Consider the following 18,811-nt stretch of genomic DNA (forward strand, 5'->3'; position numbering starts at 1 on the left):
CTCCTTCAAAGATTACGCGCAATGACCATGCGCTGAATGTCGCTGGTGCCTTCGTAGATCTGGCAGACCCGAACGTCGCGGTAAATCCGCTCCAGCGGGAAGTCACTCAGATAGCCATATCCGCCCAGGGTCTGCAAGGCATCCGAACAGACCTTTTCGGCCATTTCCGAGGCGAAAAGCTTGGCCATCGACGCTTCCACCAGCGCCGGGCGCCCGGCATCGCGCAGTGCGGCGGCATGCAGCACCATCTGCCGGGCCACGGCAATCCTGGTCGCCATGTCGGCCAGGCGGAAGGCCACCGCCTGGTGTTCGATCAGCGGTTTGCCGAAGCTCTGTCGCTCATTGGCGTAGTCGCGTGCCACTTCGAAGGCCGCACGGGCCATGCCCACTGCCTGCGAAGCGATACCGATACGGCCACCTTCGAGGTTGGCCAGCGCGATCCTGTAGCCCTCGCCTTCGGCGCCCAGGCGGTTGGCCACCGGCACGCGCACATTGTCGAAGACGATCTGGCAGGTGTCGGAGGCGTGCTGGCCGAGCTTGTCTTCGACCCTCGCCACCTGGTAGCCCGGCGAATCGGTAGGCACGATGAAGGCACTGATGCCGCGCTTGCCGGCATCCGGATCGGTCACGGCGAAGACGATCACGACACCGGCATTCTGCCCCGAGGTAATGAACTGCTTGCTGCCGTTGAGCACATAGTGCTCCCCCTCAAGCCTTGCCCGGGCCTTCAGGCTGCTGGCGTCGGAACCGGCTTGCGGTTCGGTCAGGGCGAAAGCGCCGAGCATCGAACCCATGGCCAGGGGCCTGAGGAACTGCTCCTTCTGCTGTTCGTTGCCAAAGCGCAGGATCGGCACGCAACCCACCGAGTTGTGCACGCTCATGATGGTCGAGCAAGCGCCATCACCCGCAGCGATCTCTTCCAGCGCCATGGCATACGCTACGTAACCGGTGTCACTGCCTCCCCACTGCTCCGGCACCAGCATGCCGAACAGACCGAGCCCGGCCATTTCCTCGATGGCCTCGTTCGGGAAACGGTGTTCCTTGTCCCATTGCTCGGCGAACGGCTTGAGGCGCTCCTGGGCAAAGGCGCGTACCGCATCGGCGATCTGTTGTTGCTCGTCAGTTACCAGCATGATTCACCTCAGTACAGGCATTCGACGGCCATGGCCGTGGCCTCGCCACCGCCGATGCAGATGGCCGCCACGCCGCGACGCAGGTTGTTCTGGCGCAAGGCCGACAGCAGGGTCACCAGGATGCGCGCGCCCGAAGCACCGATCGGGTGGCCAAGGGCGCAGGCGCCGCCGTGGATATTGACCTTGTCGTGCGCCAGGTCGAGGTGCTTCATGGCCGCCAGGGTAACCACGGCGAATGCTTCGTTGATCTCGAACAGGTCGACATCAGCAAGGTTCCAGCCCGTGCGCTTCATCAGCTTGTCGATGGCACCGATCGGCGCTGTCGGGAACAGCGCGGGAGTATCGGCGAAGGCAGCATGGCCGGGGATCACCGCCAGCGGCTTGAGGCCCCGCTTTTCAGCTTCGCAGCGGCGCATCAGCACCAGGGCTGCGGCACCGTCGGAGATGGAACTGGAGTTGGCGGCAGTCACCGTGCCACCCTCGCGGAAGGCCGGCTTGAGCTGCGCAATCTTGTCCAGGCGCGCCTTGGGCGGCTGCTCGTCGTCCTTGATGACGCGTTTCTCTTTGCCCTCGGTGACCTCCACCGGCACGATCTCGGCGGCGAAACGGCCGTTCTCGATCGCATCCTGGGCGCGGGTCAGCGAGGCGATGGCGAACTGGTCCTGCGCTTCGCGGCTGAAGGCGTTGGCCTGGGCGCAATCCTCGGCGAAGGTGCCCATTAGACGCCCCTTGTCGTAGGCGTCCTCCAGGCCATCCATGAACATATGGTCGATGATCTTGCCGTGGCCCATGCGGTAGCCGCCACGGGCCTTGTCCAGCAGGTAAGGCGCGTTGGTCATGCTTTCCATGCCGCCGGCCACTACCACGTCGGCAGAACCTGCCAGTAGCAGGTCATGGGCCATGATCGCCGCCTGCATGCCCGAGCCGCACATCTTGTTCAGGGTGGTGCAGGTGGTGTGCTTGTCCAGCCCGGCACCAAGTGCCGCCTGGCGGGCCGGGGCCTGGCCGAGGCCTGCGGGCAACACGCAGCCGAACAGCACCTGCTCGACACTGGCGGCATCGATCCCGGCACGCTCGACGGCAGCACGGATAGCGGCGCTGCCCAGCTGTGGCGCGGTCAGGCTCTTGAGGTCGCCCTGCAGGCCGCCCATGGGCGTGCGCACGGCGCTGACGATAACGATCGGGTCATTGGCGAGGGTCATGATCGGTCTCCTTACTTGGCAGCCATGCGCAGTGCGCCGTCGAGGCGGATCACCTCGCCGTTGAGCATGCTGTTCTCGATAATGTGGCGGGCCAGAGCGGCATATTCCTGCGGACGACCCAGGCGCGGCGGAAACGGCACGCCAGCCGCCAGCGAGGCACGTACTTCTTCGGTCATGCCAGCCATCATCGGCGTTTCGAAAATGCCGGGGGCGATGGTCATCACACGGATACCGAAGCGCGCCAGTTCGCGGGCCGCCGGCAAGGTCAGGCTGGCGATGGCACCCTTGGAGGCGGCATAGGCAGCCTGGCCAATCTGGCCATCATAGGCGGCGATGGACGCGGTGTTGATGATCACCCCGCGCTCACCGCTGTCGTCCGCCTGGCCTTCGGCCATGGCCGCTGCCGCCAGCCGCAGCAGGTTGAAGCTGCCGATCAGGTTGACATTGATGACCTTGGTGAAGCTGGCAAGCCCGTGCGGCCCCTGCTTGCCCAACACCTTCTCGGCACCGACGATGCCGGCACAGTTGACCAGGCCCTGGAGGCTGCCAAAGGCACTGACAGCCGCCTCGACCGCCGTCTGCGCGGCCTGTTCGTCGCTGATGTCAGCCACCGCGAAGCGGGCGTTGTCACCCAGTTCACGGGCCTTGGCCTCGACAGCCTGGGCATTGAGGTCAACCAGCATGACCTTGGCACCGGCCTCGATCAGCATCTGCGCGGTGGCAGCGCCCAGCCCGGAGGCACCGCCGCTGACGATGAAGTGTTTGTTGGCTATCTGCATGATCTCGTTCCTTAGCAGGCGCTGACAGGGGTGGCCTGTTGCGCATGTTGTCTGGCCACTTCCTGATTGCGCAGGATGAAGCGTTGCAGCTTGCCGCTCGGGGTCTTGGGCAGCTCGCTGACGAATTCGATTTCTCGGGGGTAGGCATGTGCGTAGAGGCGCTGACGCACGTGCTGACGCAGGGTTTCTTCCAGCTCGGCGCAGCCCTGGTAACCGCTGGCCAACACGACGAAGGCCTTGATCAGCTCGGTGCGCTCGGGGTCCGGCTTGCCGATCACCGCAGCTTCGATCACCGCCGGGTGTTCGATCAGGGCGCTTTCGACGTCGAAAGGCCCCACGCGGTAACCGGACGTGGTGATCACATCATCACTACGGCCGACAAAGCTGATACTGCCGTCCGGATTGAGTTCGACGGTGTCACCACTGAGGTAGTACTTGCCGACGAAGGCCTTGGTCGGCACGCCGTGGTAGCCGCCAAACCAGCACAGCGGCGATTGCTCGCGGTCCACCGCCAGGATGCCCGGCTGGCCAGCCGGCAATTCGTTGCCCTGCTCGTCCAGTACGACAATACGGTGACCGGGGATGGCGAAGCCGGCCGACCCCGGGTGCACAGGGTGCTGCAGGCCATGATGGTTGCACAGCACCATACCCAGTTCGGTCTGGCCGTAATGGTCGTGGATGGTGACCCCCAGTTCGTCGGCGAACCAGCGGATCACTTCCGGGTTGAGCGGCTCGCCAGCGCTGCTGACAACGCGCAGACGGCCTTTGACCGGTGTCGAGAAGTCTTTGCCAGCGGCGATCAGCAAACGGTACGCCGTGGGTGAACCGGCCAGATTGGTGATACCCAGCTTGTCGATTACCCGCGCGCAACTGTCGACGCTGAACGGGCCATCATAGAAGGTGGTGGCGTGGCCCAGGGCCAAGGGCCCGGTGACCGCGTAGTACAGACCGTAAGCCCAGCCCGGATCGGCCAGGTTCCAGAAGTGATCGCCAGGGCGCAAGTCAACGGCATCGCGCATGTAGCCCTGGAAGGCGACGATGGCACGCAGCGGCACTTCCAACGGTTTGGCCGGGCCGGTGGTGCCGGAGGTGAACATCAGCAGGAACGGGTCGTCCCCACAGCGCATCACCGGTTCGCACACTTCGTCTGCTGCCTCCAGACACTGCCGAAAATCCAGTTCGCCACTGCGGGCCTCGACCGTGATGATCGTCGGGCAACCGTGCACTTCATCGAGCTTGGGGCGGTTTTGGGCGTCGGTGACCACCACACGAGCATGAGACTGTTCCAGACGATGCTCGATGGCCTTGGGGCCAAAGGCGGTGAACAACGGCTGGTATACCGCACCCAGGCGCCAAGTGGCGAGGATCGTCACCAGCAGTTCGGCGGTGCGCGGCATCAGGCCGGCGACCCGATCTCCAGAGCCCACGCCCTGCGCCTTGAGCACATTGGCGAAGCGGGCAGCCTGGCTCTTGAGCTGGTCAAAGCTGTAACGGGCTCCGTTGCCATCACGGTCTTCGTAGACCAGCGCCAGTTTACCGCCACCGGTATGGCGGTCACAGCATTCGACACAGGCATTGAGGGCAGCGAGATCGCCATGCAGCGCAGCAGCAGAGGCCTGGGCATGGTCGAAGGCACGAGCGGCCTCAGCGTAATCGCGCATCGTCGGACTCCTGGATTGTTGTTTTTGGAGTTGAACCATCGGTCCGAAGATGTTCGCGCTGCTCAAGGGCTCCGGCAATGGCCAAAGCTGTCAATCGCGATGACCGGTTTGGCCGCAGGCCGGTTTACCCTTGACCCCGTTCGCGCCCGAGCAGCAACTGCCGCGTCAGCTCCAGCGCCAGCATCTGGCGCTCCGCAGCCCGTTCGATGTCGAGGTTGTCAAGGAGATGCTGATACTCGATGGCCGGCAGTTGCCCCTGTTGGGCCGCGAGCACCGCCCGGCGTTCGCTGATGAGCATTTCGAGCGCCGCAAATGCCTGCGGGTGACGTGCCTCGATAAATCGCTCCCAGAACACCCGCTGGCAAAGGCTGCGGGCCATCGCCTCGGGGGTCTCTGCGGCGCGTACGGCGCCAACGGCTGCTTCCAGCTGAGCATCGGTTACATTCGCCGCATCGGCGTAGCGCATCGTCCAGGCCTGGCAGGGCAAGCCCAGGCGCTGCCGAAGGTGCACGCGGTAGTACAGCCCCACGGCGATCTGGTCGACCCGATCGCGGGCAGCCAGGCGCCGCATGATGTCTTGCCGTGCGAACAGTTCGACACGGTCCAGGCGGAAAAGCCCCTGGCCCAGCTGCAACAAGTCATTGCCCCGTTCCGGCGTGGCATTGCGTTCAGCGGCATCCATCGCTACCCGTAACTGCAATTCACTGAAACGATCCGCGACACTGTTGGCACAGCTCAGGGGCAATTGCGCCAGGCTGTAGACACGTTGCCGCAGCCCGACGTTGCCACTGAGCGCGTCGAGCAGCGACCATACCCGGTCGGCCAGGTTGGCACTGGGCTCGTCGAAATCGCCAGTGTCCTCCAAGCGCCCAAGCAAGTTGAACAACCCCTGGCTTTCAGGCATTGCCGCCAGCCTGTCCCACAGCGCTTGCCGGCCTTCACGCGCCACCTCGTCGACTGTTGCGAGCCAGTGCTGACGGGTCGCTGTAGGGTCGGCCAGGCGGCGTGGTTCCGGCAGATGAAAATGCTCCTCAATGGTGTCCAGCGCATAAAGCCGCTGGATCTCCACGATGCCCATACGGTTGCGTTCGACCAGAAACCCACGCCGATAGACATGCGGCATCGCAAGAATCTCATCAGGGACCGGCCCCAGCTGGTTGTCACGCAGGTCGATACGCTCCAGACCCTCGCACAACTCCAGGCCCGACGGCCATTCACCCAGTTGGCAATGGCGCAGGTTCAACTCGACCAGGTGCGGCAACTGGTTGTAGCGCAAATAGTAAGCGCCCAACGGGTTGTAGCTGAGGTCCAGGTGCCTGAGCCGGGGCAGGCCGTTCATGGCATTGAGCGCACCCTCGTCCAGGCGGATGCGGTTGTGCGCCAGACGTATACTGCGAAGTTTCACCAGATGAGCAATACCTACAGGCACCTTAAGCAGGCGGTTGTTGCTCAGGCTCAGCTCTTGGAGGTTACTGAAACAGCGCAGGAAGTCAGTAGGCACGCCTGAGATAGGCAAGTCACGCAGTATCAGCTCCCGGATCTGGGGAAAGTCGATATGCGCCGGCAGCTCCGGCAGGCTGCTCACGTTCAGGTTGATCAGGCTCAGACGCTGCCCCTCCCCCTCACCACCCAGCGGTTCACCCTGCAGGCGCCAGGCCCGACGCAAGCGTTCGGCCACCTGCTGGCGCACGGCCAGGCGCGCGGGGTCGAACTCGAAGCTGGTCCAGCGGTTGAGATGCTGTTCCAGCTGGGCGAAATCGTCCTCGAGTTCCAGCAATGCGTCATAGGCCGAACCGGGTGCTGCCAACAGGCGTGCCAGTTGCGTGTTGATGGCTGCGTCGTCTAGCCCGGGGTACAGGTTTCGCAAGCGATCACGCAAGACGCTCTGCTGGCTACGCCGCCGCGGCAGCCGACCACTTAGGGGGTAGCCCACACGGCCATCGGCCATGCGTCGCCCAGGGTTGAACCAGCGTGCCTGCTGCGGCCAGCCGAGCAAGCGCCCGATCTCGCCATGCGTTGCCGGCAACTGCTCGACCACCCGCTTGCGCAGTAAGGCAGCCGGCTCACCGTCGTCGATGCCCAGCTCTCGGTATTCTGCGGGGTTGACCAACGTCAGCAGCGCCTCGAACAGATCGGCCGACTCGGCAATCATGGTGCTGACGCCATCGGCCGTCTCTTTACGGAGCTGGAAATAGCCATCATTGCGCACCAATTTCCACACAGGCGCTGCGTCATGCGGGAGGTCGAGAGACGCCAAACAACGCCCGCCATACGGCTCACTCCAGAGTTGCAGATTGATCGCTGGCCAGGCATGCAGACGAGACAACAACGCCAGGACCAGCTCACCGGTTTCATTGCAGTAAGCACTCTGCAGGTACAATCCACAAACCGCTCGGTTCAGCCGTGCCAGACGCAATAGAGAGGCCCCCTGCTGCAGGCAGCGCAAGGGCAATTTGCCCTCGCTCAAGGCCAGGCTACGCTCGATAGCGCCGGTATCGGCCGACAGCACCCGTGCGTAACGCTCGGGAAGCTCCGGAAAGTCGTGTCTGATCACCCTCAGCAACGGGTCGTCACCAGGCTCGGTATGGTTCAGGTGGTCGAACAGGCGCTCCCGCAGACGAGGGGCGTGATCAAGCAGATACTCGCGCATGGGCTCGCCCATTGGCGGCACCCCCGGTTGTGCCAGGCACCATTGCAGCACTGGTATGTCGTCGGACGGTATCGCGCCGGCGTCCAACCTGGCGAAGAACCTTTCGATACGCGCATCGGCCTGAAAACGTTCGAGAGCATCACGCAGACTGACCGGGACGGCACGGTTTTCTACGTCCAAACCGCGCAATGCCTCGCCATCGACATCCGCCGCCAACAACACCTGCGTGGTGCGTGCCGCATCCAAGGGAGGGTCGTGCGGCCACAAATCAGCAATCAGGGTCTGCAGGTCGTCAATTTCCAGCGGCCGGGCATCATACAGCCGCCAACCACGCTCGCCATTGAACTCAAGCCTTGGCGCGTAACCTTCCGGGCGCTGCGAATGGCGCAACCGCCAAGGACCATCGGCTTTTGGCCGTTGAACCGGGAAGTAGCGCTGCCCTGCACGCAACCAGCGCTGTCCTTCCCCGTGATAAAGCCCGTCCGCTGCCAATTGCGGGTTCTCGGGCACTGCCGCGTAGGCTGCAAGGTCATTGAACCACAGCCGCGCCCCCCGCTCACCCACTGCCACCGGTTCGAGGGCTTCGACAAAATCACTGGCTACAACCCCCCGGGCCACAACGCTGACACCCGCGCCAACGGCAATCGTGACTGCGAGATTTTCGGCAACCCCCAGCATGTGCTCCAGCGCTTCGTGCTGATGACCATGAAACCAGTCCGCAGCACCCTCGAATACTTCCGCCAGCGTTTGCACCACAAGTGCCCCCAGCAGTATCGCCCCGACCCCAGGAATGAACAGCCCGGCCAGGTTTGCCAGGCCAAGCCCGACACTGCGCCAGCGCTGGCGTCGCTGCTCCGAAGCCTGCTGATCGACCCGCGCGGTTGGCACCAACAATACGCGTGCGTCTTCCTTGACCCGCTGTACCTGCAGGGCAACCCACTGCGCGTACAGGTCACCGGAATGGGTTACCCCTTCCAGTTGCAGATCCGGTTGCGGATCACTAAGCCGTTTGCCGAGCGTGTCGAGAAATGCTGCGCGCTCGTTCACGCCCACCAATTGGCTGAAGTAGTTACGGTAGTCCGCCTTTTGCAAGGCGCTCACCAGGTCCGCATTCATCTGTGCAGTCGAGGCAAAATAGCGCAACGCCCTGGCGGGTTCGCTAGGCAGATACAGAATAACCCCCTGATCGTTGCCTGAAGCATCGCGCAACTGAATCAACAACGCGTCGGACAACGCGTGGCCCAGGACATTCAGCATCCCCGGATAACCCTGCAATCCGAGACTCGCTTCAGTTCCAGGCATCGCTACCGCCAGCAGGGCAATCTGCTGATGTACCGAAATGTCGCCCCGCAGCGCAGCAATCTCCGTGGCCAGAACGAGGCCGGCACGTTTGTCCTGCTTCAGGATTTCGCAGGTCGTATCGGTAAATACCTCTTCCAGCAGACGCTGGTAAATGCCACCTGCATCCCGGCGGCGGCAGGCTTCCACCAACGCTTCGAGGTCTGCGGTCAGCGGTACGCTGCTGCCCGACACCACCAGGCCGGTGCCTACGTAGAAGGTTGCGCCCTCATCAAAGTTCTGCATGAACCGCAACACGGCCGGTTCACGCTGTTCAATCACTTGGTCGCTAGGCAAACCACCGCCCGGCGGTACACGGAAGTCGCGGCGTATCTCCAACCACTGCAGATTGTCCAGCACCGGCGCACCGGGCAACTGATCGACCAACTGCTGAAAATGCAACTCGGCGAAGCGCTGCAGAGGCACCAGGCGCCTGGTCGCACTGCGCACCCGCTCCTGGCTCTGCTGGTGGGCCTTGAACCGGTCGCGCAAGTGGTTGATCTGGGCAACCGACGCCCGCTTCAACCAATCGGGAACGCGCGCGGCGATAAAGTCGTGGGTGGCCTGTGCCATTTTGGTCTCAGCAGCGCTGCCGAGAAGTGCGCCATTGCGGTTGTAAGTCATCGGCCCGACTCCGTCAGAGGGCTGGCGGCAAGCGCCTGTTCGGTAAGTTGCAGGATCAATGCCTGGGTCGCTGCCTCACGCTCGCTGGCCAGTTGCTGCATTTGCCGCAAGTAGGCGCCATCGCCCAATTCAGCTCGGCGAAGGTCCAGTGCCTCCAGGCGTTGCCAGAATGGTTGCTCCAGCGCGTCGAAGCGCTGCGCCTCGCGTTGGCGCAAGCACTCGCGCCAAAAGTCGCGCTCGCTCACATAAGCTGCCAGCCCACCCGCTTCGGCCCGGTACACGGCCAGTTCAGCGGCATTCAGGTCGGCCTGGGTGACCCTGGCGATGGTCGGGAAACGCATACTGCGTGGTTGCCCTGGCAGACCCAGCGGCCCCGCCAGGCCAATGCGATAGGCCAGGCTGACTTCTATCTCGTCAACCACCCGTCCGGCCTGCGACTCGCGCAGGACGTGGTCACGGGCCAGAGCCTCGACCCGGTCGAGGCGAAACAACTGCCGCCCCAGTTGCAGGCGCGCGTGGGTTTCGCTGCCAGGTGGCGCCGCTTGCAGGGCCCGGACAACCATCGAGCGCACCTCCAGGGTACTGAAGCAGTGCGCAATGCTGTCAACGCAGGTTCGCGGGTGGCTGGCCAGTTCGAACAGCTCGTGGCGCAAGCGGCTGTCCGCAGCCATGGCTTGCAGCATCTGCACCACGCGTCGACGCAGATCTTCCCAGGCTCGGCTATAGTCGCTGCTATCGACCAACGCATCGAGCAGCATGAAGAAGTCCGTGCTGCCTGGCTCACCGGCCAATGCGCGCCATTGCGTGGCCAATTGCTCCTCAGCGTCCATCGACAAACCATCGCTCCAGGCACGCCAACCGCGCGCCGCCGACGCTGCCGCCGGATGCCTGGGCTCAGACTGCGCCAGCCGGGTGAAGTCATCTGCCGACAGCGGATTACCCTCGAGCCGCAGACGACGGCGGAACGCCTGCGTTTCCTGCAGCATGAACCTTGGCAGGGTGGCGATCTGGTTGTCGCGCAGGTCTGCCAGTTCGAGCAGGCTGCACCACTGAATGCCGCCCGGTGTCGCGCGAAGCTCGGCCCGTCTGAGATACAACCGACGCAGGCGTGCCAAGCTACTGATCTGCAGATCGATTACTCGCAACGGGTTATCGCTCAGGTCCAGCACATCGAGTTGCGACAAGCCGCGCAAAACTTCGAGTCCACCGGCATTCATGCGTATACGGTTGTTCCGCAGGTCAAGGGACTGCAAGCGCGACAGGCTTTGCAGCTCTGCAGGCAGGCCGGTCAAGCGGTTGTTCGACAGGGTCAGCGAGCGAACTTCGCGGAATGCCGTCAGGAAGCCTGCAGGCAACGCCTCCAGGCTCATGCCGACCAGCAGCAGTTCGCTCACATGCCCGAAGCTGACGCCGGGGGGCAAGGTCGGCAAGCCTCCCGGCACCAGGCCAATCAAGCTCAGGCGAGCACTCGAGGGCACTCCGTCGTCATCCGGTAGTTGCTCGCCCTCCCGCCGCCAACAACGGCGCAATTGGCTCGCAATACGCTGGCGGGCCTGCCGAGCCTGGCCTGGCACAGGGCTTTGCTCGATCCAGGTCTGCAGGCAGTCATGCAGGCGGCGATAGGCTTGCTCCTCGGCCAGTAGATGGCTGTATGGCGAGCCGGGCAGGCTCAGCAACCGTTGCAGATGCTGCTCCAGCTGAGCGTCATCGAAACTTGGGTAGAGGCCACGCAAGCGCCAACGCAGCAATGAGTGAGCAGGCATCCTGCCGCTGCTGCGCCCGCTGAGGGCATAGCCAATGCGCCCGTCTGCACGCCGCCTGGCCGGGTTCAGCCAGGGTTTGATCTCACTCATGCCCAACTGCCGCATCAGGGCTTCGCGCGTGGCCGGCAACCAGCCTTGCAAGTCAGCGACAAGCCGCCCACTGGCATCGGCGCCATCCCAGCCCAGGCGTTGTCGGTGCGCCTGGGGCAAACAGGCCAGCAGCACTTCGGCCAGGCCAGCAGGCGCTTCGGGTTGCACTGACGTCGGGTATCCATCGTTGCGATGGATCTCGAACTGGCCTTCCCGGTGCACCAGTACCAATGCTTCATCTCCGGGATACAGGCGTGCCAACAGGGGCCCGGCATCGCTACCCCGACGCAGCTCGAGGTTGGCCGATTGCGGCCAGGCGGCATACCGGCGCAGCAGGTCGAAGACCAGTTCCAGTGCGTCTTCACGATGGCTGCCGGGCAGGTAGAAGGCTTCGCGTACCCGTGTCAGCCGCGCCACCTGTAACAGCGCCCGGGCCTGTTCGGCCACGGCCAGCGGCAGCCTGGCATGCTCACTCATGATTGCGCGCTGCGCATCACTGGCCTCGTCGAGCACGCGCAAGGCATAAGCCTTGGGCAGCCCTGGGAAGTCGCGCATGATCACGCCAAGCAGCGCCTGGTCAGCGCCCACATCGTGATCAAGGTCAGCCAGCAGTCCTTCACGCATCCGGGCCTGCGCCTGGTCGATGGCGGTAAACTGCGCATCGAGCGGCAGTTCGCCCACGGCCAGTTTGTCTACACACCAAACGAACCAGACACGATCTTCATCGAGTATCTGGCCCAGGGCGACTCGGCCAAGAAACCGCTCGATGCGCTCGGCCCTGGCGAAGCGTTCGAGGGTATCGCGCAGCTGCACCGGCAAACGGCGGTTTTCCACCAGCAGCCCACGCAACTGCGCCTCGTCGACATCCGCCACCCGCAAGATCTGCTGCACACGTTCGCTGTCCAGCTGCGCAGCCTCGGGCCACAGGTAACCCAGCATGCGCTGCGCCCCTTGCCACTCCAGCGGTCGCTGGCGCCACAGTCGCCAGCCCCGCTCGCCGTTGTGACGCAACACGGGGTGCACACCGCCCTGGCGCTGCGGATGCTTGAGCTGCCAATGATGGCCAACCTGATGGACCTCATAGGTGACATGCTCATCCTGCCACCACCAACGCCCATCAGCGATCAACAGACCATTGTCCTGCCACACCCCGTTGGCCGGTGGCGTGCTTACCCGGTAGGCCCCCAGCTCGACCGACTGCAGCCGTGGCTTGCCTGCCCCGCCGATGACCGGTTCCATGCCGTCGACCAGCGCGCTGCGCGGGAAGCCCCGCGCCACGGCGTGCATGCCCAGGACCAAGGCAGCAGTGACGGCAACCGTTTCGGCAACCCCCAGCATGTGCTCAAGGGCCTCATGGTCGCGTCCCCGGGCCCAATCTGCCGCGCCTTCGAAGACCTCGGCCAGGGTCTGGCCAATCAATTGCGTGAACAGCAACGCCCCCACCGTCGGTACAAACAGGCCGAGCACATTGAGCATGACCACCCCGACCTGCTCCAACGCCTCGATGCGCGACTGGCTGCGCGCATGGTCGACATCGGCGGTGGGCACGGCCAACCAGCGGGCGTCATCCTTGATGCGTTGGCAATGATGCCGGGCCAGGCCGAGACAGACATCGCCATCAAGGCGCTCACCGCCTGCGTCGACATCGACCTGGCTATCCCCCAGGCGCTTGCTCAGGGTAGCGATGAAGGCCGCCTGCTCGGCCAAGGCAACCCGCTGCAACAGACGCTTGCGAAACGCCAGCTGACGCACGCAGGTGCCCAGGTGCGCGGCAAGCTCTTGCCAGTCATCGAAGCGTTGCAGTGGCTGCGGCTCGCCAGGTAGGTAGAGCAACACCGCGGCCACCCCTGGCAATGTGATCGGCCCGCCGCCCGGCGACCAGTCATCGCGGATCTCGATCGCCAGCGCGCCGCCGATACGACAGCCCATCAGCGTCAGGCCCATGGCCCGGTGCCGCCCTCGATCATGCTGCACCGGCAAGCCCTGCGCCCATGCGCGCAGGAAGCGCACGTCGGCTTCGGGCAACTGGCGGCGCAGCACGGCAATCTCCAGTGCCACCTGCAAAGACAACTGCTGTTCACGTGCCTGTTGCTCGATCACCAGAGGCGTGAACACCTGCTCCAGGTGCTCCTGATACAGGCGGCCAACGTCCAGGTTGCGGCATTGCGTCACAATGTCTGATACCTGCGCTTTGACAGGGGTGTCAGAGTCGCTATCGACCAGGGCCGTGCCCTCGTAAAATGACGCGCCCGCCTCGAAATTCTGCAACAGGCGTTGCAGCGCCGGTTGGCGTACCTGAAACGGTTCGCTTTCGGGCAGCGCCAGTGACGGGTCACTGAACGGCGGCGGCGCAAAGCGCATCCGGGTTTCCCGCCAGGTCAGCATGTGCAGGGGCCGGGCCTGGGGCAACAGCCCGGTGACCCTGCGCTCGAGCCAGCGCGTAGCAAACGCTTCAAGAGGCTCAAGCTGGTCAAGGACAACGCGCAGCGACTGCTGCACGGCATGCAGTGGCGCGAAGCGCTCGCGCAAGCGGTTGATGGCCTGGGGCGAAGCGGTTTTCAGCCAGTCAGGCAATTGCTCAGCAATGAAATCGTCAAGCGCGCTGGCCAGCTTGGCATCGTGGGAGACAGGTTGAACAACCATGGGAGATTCCGAAGTCGTGAATGTCCCCCCGACTCTAGGGCTCGCCGTCAATCACCCGCAGCAGGAAAACCCACCTCACCGGTCAGCTCTACTCCCAACACCAGGCTGCGGTAATGCCCTGGGTTGCAACCGAACCATTTACGAAAAGCCTTGTAGAACGAACTGCCGTCGGCGAAGCCCAGGCGCGCGGCAATTTCCAGCATGCCCAGGCGCTCTTCGGCCAGCCAGGCGATGGCCAGTTCGCGTCGCACGCTGTCCTTGAGCCCTTGGTAGCTCTGGCCCTCTTCCGCCAGGCGCCGACGTAGGGTCGACGGAGACAGGCACAACTGCCGGGCCAGGCCCTCGGCATCCGGCCACAAGGCCGGGTCCAGGCGCAGCAGGTCATGGCGGATGCGCCGAGCCAGGCTGGCGGGATCGCGGTACTTGACCAAAATGTTGCCCGGCGCTTCTGCGAGAAAGCGTTGCAACTCCTCGGGCGTGCGCCGCAGCGGGATGTCCAGGCAGTCGGCGGCGATGATCATGCGCGAACGCGGGCGGCCGAATTGCAGATTTCCCGAGAACATCACCCGGTAGTCGTCGCAGAACGGTGGTTCGCTGCAGCGCAGGTCGATGGCCAGGATCGGGATGCGCCGGCCGGCCAGCCAGCAGGCCACGCCGTGCACGATCATCCAGAAGGTAAAGTAGGTGAAGGCGCGGCGCGGTTCGTCACGCGGCTCATTGATGACAATTTCGGCCAAGCTCTGCTGACGTACCAGGCTGGGTTGCAGGTCTTCGAGCATCAGCGAGAGAAACTCCAGGGCCGTCTCCAGGCCAGCGCCGAGGGTGGCGTGGGCCATGCTCGCACGGCACATGAAAGCCAGGCTACCGCTGCGCAGGCCACGCGGGTCCATGGCGAAGAACTCGTCATTGCAGCGCCGCGCCAGCAGGCGCCAGAGCCGTGCGTAGGCTTCGGCAGAGACCCGTGCCTCGGGCAACTCCAGCTGGCCGCAGTCGATGCCTGCCCGGGCCAGCAGGCCGCTATCGGGCTGCCCTGCCGGGCAAGTCTGCAACAGGGCTTCGCGCACCAGTTGCATGGAGATCGTGTCTTTCTCGCTCATCGATTGTCCCGGTTGCACTGTGCTGGCCATCTTAGGCCCACAGGTGGAAAACACCAGCCCTGCTCACAGGCTGGCCGCCAGCCCGAGAAAAGCCTGGATCAGGCGCAACTCGCGGCGCCGCTCCAGGCAGCCGAGCATGTGCTGGTTGAGCAGACCCTGGCCAGCCAGCGGACGTGCCACCACCCGCGGGTCGTTTGCCACCTCGGTCGATGACACCACGCCGATGCCCAGTTCAGACGCCACCGCCTCGGTCACCGCCTCACGGCTGTCCAGCTCCAGCAGCACCCGGGGCTGCACACCCGCCGAGCCGCAGGCCTTGTCGAACGTGCGCCGGGTGGTGGAACTGGGCTCGCGCAGCACCATGATCTGCTGGTGCAACTCGGCCAGTGGCAGTTCCTGCCGGGCCTGCGCCCAGGCGTGGCCCGCAGGCAGCAAGGCACACAGGCGTGACTCACAGAGGTTCTGCAGGTGCAGGCCCTTGCGTGGTTCTATCTCGGTCAGCACGGCGACGTCGGCGTGCTCGCTGAGCAAGGCCGCCAGGGTTTCCTGGGCATTGCCCAGACGCAGGTTGACGGTGATGCCCGGATAGCGCTCGCGCAGCAGTGCCAGCATCGGCATGACCCGATGCGGACCATCGGCGGCCACTTCCAGGCGCCCGGTGAGCAATTGGCGGTTGGCCTCGAGCATGGCTTGTGCCTCTTCAGCCAACCCGAACATGGCGCGGGTGATCGCCGCCAGGCGGGTGCCTTCCTCGGTTAACTCCACGCGCCGCGCAGTGCGCCGCAGCAAGGTGATCTGGTAATGCTCCTCCAGCGCCTTGACGTGCCCGGTCACCGCCGGCTGGCTGATGAACAGGCGCGCGGCGGCGCGGGTGAAGCTGCCTTCACGGGCGACGGCATCGAAGGCACGCAGCTGGAAGAGGTTCATATCTATCGGCCTGACTTATAGCTCGGATAACGACAAACAATTTGATTGATGGCAGTGCGAATTGCAACCTAGGCCTCGTAGTTTCAGCCCACCGCTTGCGAGGAATAACGGAATGAGCAACGCCCCAATCTTGCTGACCCCTGGCCCACTGACCACTTCAATCCGCACCCGCCAAGCCATGCTGGTGGACTGGGGCTCGTGGGACCGCGACTTCAACCAGCTGACCGCCAGTGTCTGCGAGCAACTGCTGGCGATCATCGACGGCAGCGCCAGCCACCACTGCGTGCCCCTGCAAGGCAGCGGCACCTTCGCCGTGGAGGCGGCCATCGGCACCCTCGTGCCGCGTGACGGCAAGGTCCTGGTATTGATCAACGGCGCTTATGGTCAACGCCTGGCGAAGATCTGCAAAGTGCTGGGCCGCGCCTGCAGTACCTTCGAGACCGCCGAGGACCAACCGACCACCGCCGCCGATGTAGACCGCCTGCTCGCCGCCGACCCGGCTGTCACCCACGTGGCGCTGATCCACTGTGAAACCAGCACCGGTATCCTCAACCCCCTGGCGGAAATCGCCCAGGTGGTCAAAGGCCACGGCAAGCGCCTGATCATCGATGCCATGAGTTCGTTCGGCGCACTGCCCATCGATGCCCGTGAGATTCCTTTCGAAGCGCTGATCGCTGCGTCCGGCAAATGTCTCGAAGGCGTGCCCGGCATGGGCTTCGTGTTTGCCGAGAAACGCGCTCTGGCCGCCGCCGAAGGCAACGCCCACTCGCTGGCCATGGACCTGCACGACCAGCACGCCTACATGGCCAAGACCGGCCAGTGGCGCTTCACCCCGCCGACCCACGTGGTCGCCGCCCTGCACGAAGCGCTGCAACAGTACGGTGAGGAAGGCGGCCTGCCCGCCCGCCACCAGCGCTACGCCGACAACTGCAAGACCCTGCTCGCCGGCATGGCCGCCATCGGCCTGCGCAGCTTCCTGCCGGCCGAAATCCAGGCGCCGATCATCGTCACTTTCCATGCGCCGAACGATGCCCGCTACCAGTTCAAGGACTTCTACGAGCGGGTCAAGGCCAAGGGCTTCATCCTTTACCCGGGCAAACTGACCCAGGTCGAAACGTTCCGCGTCGGCTGCATCGGCGTGGTCGGTGCCGACGGCATGCAAGCTGCCGTCAATGCCGTGGCCGAAGTGCTGCGGGAAATGGAAGTGCTGGACATCTAACCCTTTGCCCACCCAATTTCAGGAACCCGCTCACATGAACTACAGCAATCCTACCCAGCTGCAAGCCGCCATCCTCGACTGGGCTGGCACCGTGGTCGACTTCGGCTCCTTCGCCCCGACCCAGATCTTCGTCGAAGCCTTCGCCGAGTTCGATGTGCAGGTCTCCATCGAGGAAGCCCGTGGCCCGATGGGGATGGGCAAGTGGGACCACATCCGCACCCTGTGCGATGTGCCAGAGATCGCCGAGCGCTACCGCAAGGTGTTCGGCCGCCCCCCGACCGACGATGACGTTACCGCCATCTACAACCGCTTCATGCCGCTGCAGATCGAGAAAATCGCCGTGCACTCGGCATTGATCCCCGGCGCCCTGGACACCCTCAACAGCCTGCGCCAGGGCGGCCTGAAGATCGGTTCGTGCTCGGGCTACCCGAAGGTGGTGATGGACAAAGTGGTGGAACTGGCGGCGCAGAACGGCTACGTCGCCGACCACGTGGTGGCCACCGACGAAACCCCGAATGGCCGCCCATGGCCAGCCCAGGCCCTGGCCAACGTGATTGCCCTGGGGATTGATGATGTGGCGGCGTGTGTGAAGGTCGACGACACCGTGCCGGGCATTCTCGAAGGCCGCCGTGCCGGCATGTGGACCGTTGCCCTGGTGTGCTCGGGCAACGCTCTGGGGCTGACCTGGGAGGGTTATCAGGCGTTGAGCACAGCAAGACTGGAGAGCGAGCGCAAGCGCATTCACCAACTGTTTGCCGGCTCGCGGCCCCACTACCTGATCGACACCATCAACGAACTGCCGGAGGTGGTAGCCGACATCAACCGCCGCCTGGCCAAGGGCGAGATGCCGCAGGCCTTCTGACAAATCGGTGTTTAGCCATTCGCGGGCAGGCCCGCTCCCAGGGTTATGCATTCCTCTGTGGGAGCGGGCGTGCCCGCGAATGCGTCAGTTCAGGCAACAATGATGGATCAGACCACCCGGTTCAACTTCACCCAGGAAGCGAACTTGTCGATGAAGCCCTGCAGGAATGGCCTGGTCTTGTCACTGAGCTTGCCCGCCTCATCGAACAGGCTCGCCGCCCCGCCGATATACGCCTCGGGCATCTGCATGCACGGCATGTCGAGGAACACCAGCGACTGGCGCACCGCATGATTGGCACCAAACCCGCCAATGGCCCCGGGCGACACACTGGCCACCGCCGTCGGCTTGCCGCTCCACGCGCTTTGCCCATACGGCCGCGAACCAACGTCGATGGCATTCTTCAAACAGCCCGGCACCGAACGGTTGTATTCCGGAGTGACGAACAGCACCGCATCGCTGCGGCGAATCTCATCGCGAAACCGCTTCCACGCCTCGGGCACGCCCTCGGCCTCGACGTCCTCGTTGTACAGCGGCAGGTCGCCGATCTCGACAATCTTCAGGGCAAGGCTGGACGGTGCCAGCTCCGAAAGTGCGCGGGCAACCTTGCGGTTGTAGGAGTCCTTGCGCAAGCTGCCGACGACAACCGCTACCGAATACACCTGGCTCATGGCGTTATCCATCCGTTGCTGGAGAAAGGGACGTCTGTAGTTATAGATGACCGTTCCTCGGCGGCCCGGATTTTTTTCCTGGCTTCGAAAACTTCCAGGTACCTTTTAGGGTCTATCCCTGCAGACATTTCCTACGTAATTCAGAGGTTTTCACC

The 18,811-nt window shown here is 64.1% G+C and carries 11 protein-coding genes; 2 read left to right on the plus strand and 9 right to left on the minus strand.

Annotated features, from left to right (window positions below):
• Window positions 1-5: 5 nt before the first annotated feature.
• The 8 genes from CQW31_RS06460 to CQW31_RS06495 form a co-directional block, all read right to left on the minus strand.
• Window positions 6-1,133: an acyl-CoA dehydrogenase gene (locus CQW31_RS06460; RefSeq protein WP_099814118.1), complete on the minus strand. Its 1,128-nt coding sequence runs from the start codon at window positions 1,131-1,133 to the stop codon at window positions 6-8.
• Between the two features lie 8 nt (window positions 1,134-1,141).
• Entirely contained in the window at window positions 1,142-2,335 is a 1,194-nt protein-coding gene (locus CQW31_RS06465) for an acetyl-CoA C-acyltransferase (RefSeq protein WP_099814119.1), read from the minus strand.
• A gap of 11 nt (window positions 2,336-2,346) precedes the next feature.
• Window positions 2,347-3,114: an SDR family NAD(P)-dependent oxidoreductase gene (locus CQW31_RS06470; protein WP_099814120.1), complete on the minus strand. Its 768-nt coding sequence runs from the start codon at window positions 3,112-3,114 to the stop codon at window positions 2,347-2,349.
• Window positions 3,115-3,125: 11 nt separating this feature from the next.
• Window positions 3,126-4,775, minus strand: coding sequence for an acyl-CoA synthetase (locus CQW31_RS06475; protein WP_099814121.1), 1,650 nt, complete (start codon window positions 4,773-4,775; stop codon window positions 3,126-3,128).
• 124 nt (window positions 4,776-4,899) lie between these two features.
• Window positions 4,900-9,387: an NEL-type E3 ubiquitin ligase domain-containing protein gene (locus tag CQW31_RS06480; protein WP_099814122.1), complete on the minus strand. Its 4,488-nt coding sequence runs from the start codon at window positions 9,385-9,387 to the stop codon at window positions 4,900-4,902.
• Window positions 9,384-13,883: an NEL-type E3 ubiquitin ligase domain-containing protein gene (locus CQW31_RS06485; protein WP_099814123.1), complete on the minus strand. Its 4,500-nt coding sequence runs from the start codon at window positions 13,881-13,883 to the stop codon at window positions 9,384-9,386. The genes CQW31_RS06480 and CQW31_RS06485 overlap by 4 nt, the downstream gene beginning before the upstream one ends.
• Before the next feature lie 47 nt (window positions 13,884-13,930).
• A complete protein-coding gene (locus CQW31_RS06490) occupies window positions 13,931-14,980 on the minus strand; it encodes an AraC family transcriptional regulator (protein ID WP_054884011.1) in 1,050 nt (349 codons plus the stop codon).
• A gap of 63 nt (window positions 14,981-15,043) precedes the next feature.
• Window positions 15,044-15,907: a LysR substrate-binding domain-containing protein gene (locus CQW31_RS06495; protein WP_099814124.1), complete on the minus strand. Its 864-nt coding sequence runs from the start codon at window positions 15,905-15,907 to the stop codon at window positions 15,044-15,046.
• A gap of 112 nt (window positions 15,908-16,019) precedes the next feature.
• On the opposite strand from CQW31_RS06495, the gene CQW31_RS06500 reads away from it, so the two are divergent.
• Both CQW31_RS06500 and phnX read left to right on the plus strand, forming a co-directional pair.
• Window positions 16,020-17,126 carry a 2-aminoethylphosphonate--pyruvate transaminase gene (locus CQW31_RS06500; RefSeq protein ID WP_054884013.1) on the plus strand — a complete coding sequence of 369 codons (1,107 nt, stop codon included), beginning with the start codon at window positions 16,020-16,022 and terminating at the stop codon, window positions 17,124-17,126.
• A gap of 34 nt (window positions 17,127-17,160) precedes the next feature.
• Complete coding sequence (gene phnX, locus CQW31_RS06505; RefSeq protein ID WP_099814125.1) at window positions 17,161-17,988, plus strand: phosphonoacetaldehyde hydrolase; 828 nt, start codon at window positions 17,161-17,163, stop codon at window positions 17,986-17,988.
• 107 nt (window positions 17,989-18,095) lie between these two features.
• Here phnX and CQW31_RS06510 read toward each other — a convergent pair whose 3' ends face one another.
• Window positions 18,096-18,656 (minus strand): NADPH-dependent FMN reductase, encoded by a 561-nt coding sequence (locus CQW31_RS06510; RefSeq protein ID WP_054884015.1) that lies wholly within the window; start codon window positions 18,654-18,656, stop codon window positions 18,096-18,098.
• Window positions 18,657-18,811: the final 155 nt, after the last annotated feature.

It is taken from the genome of Pseudomonas sp. 382, from assembly GCF_002759075.1.
Taxonomy (GTDB): domain Bacteria; phylum Pseudomonadota; class Gammaproteobacteria; order Pseudomonadales; family Pseudomonadaceae; genus Aquipseudomonas; species Aquipseudomonas vlassakiae.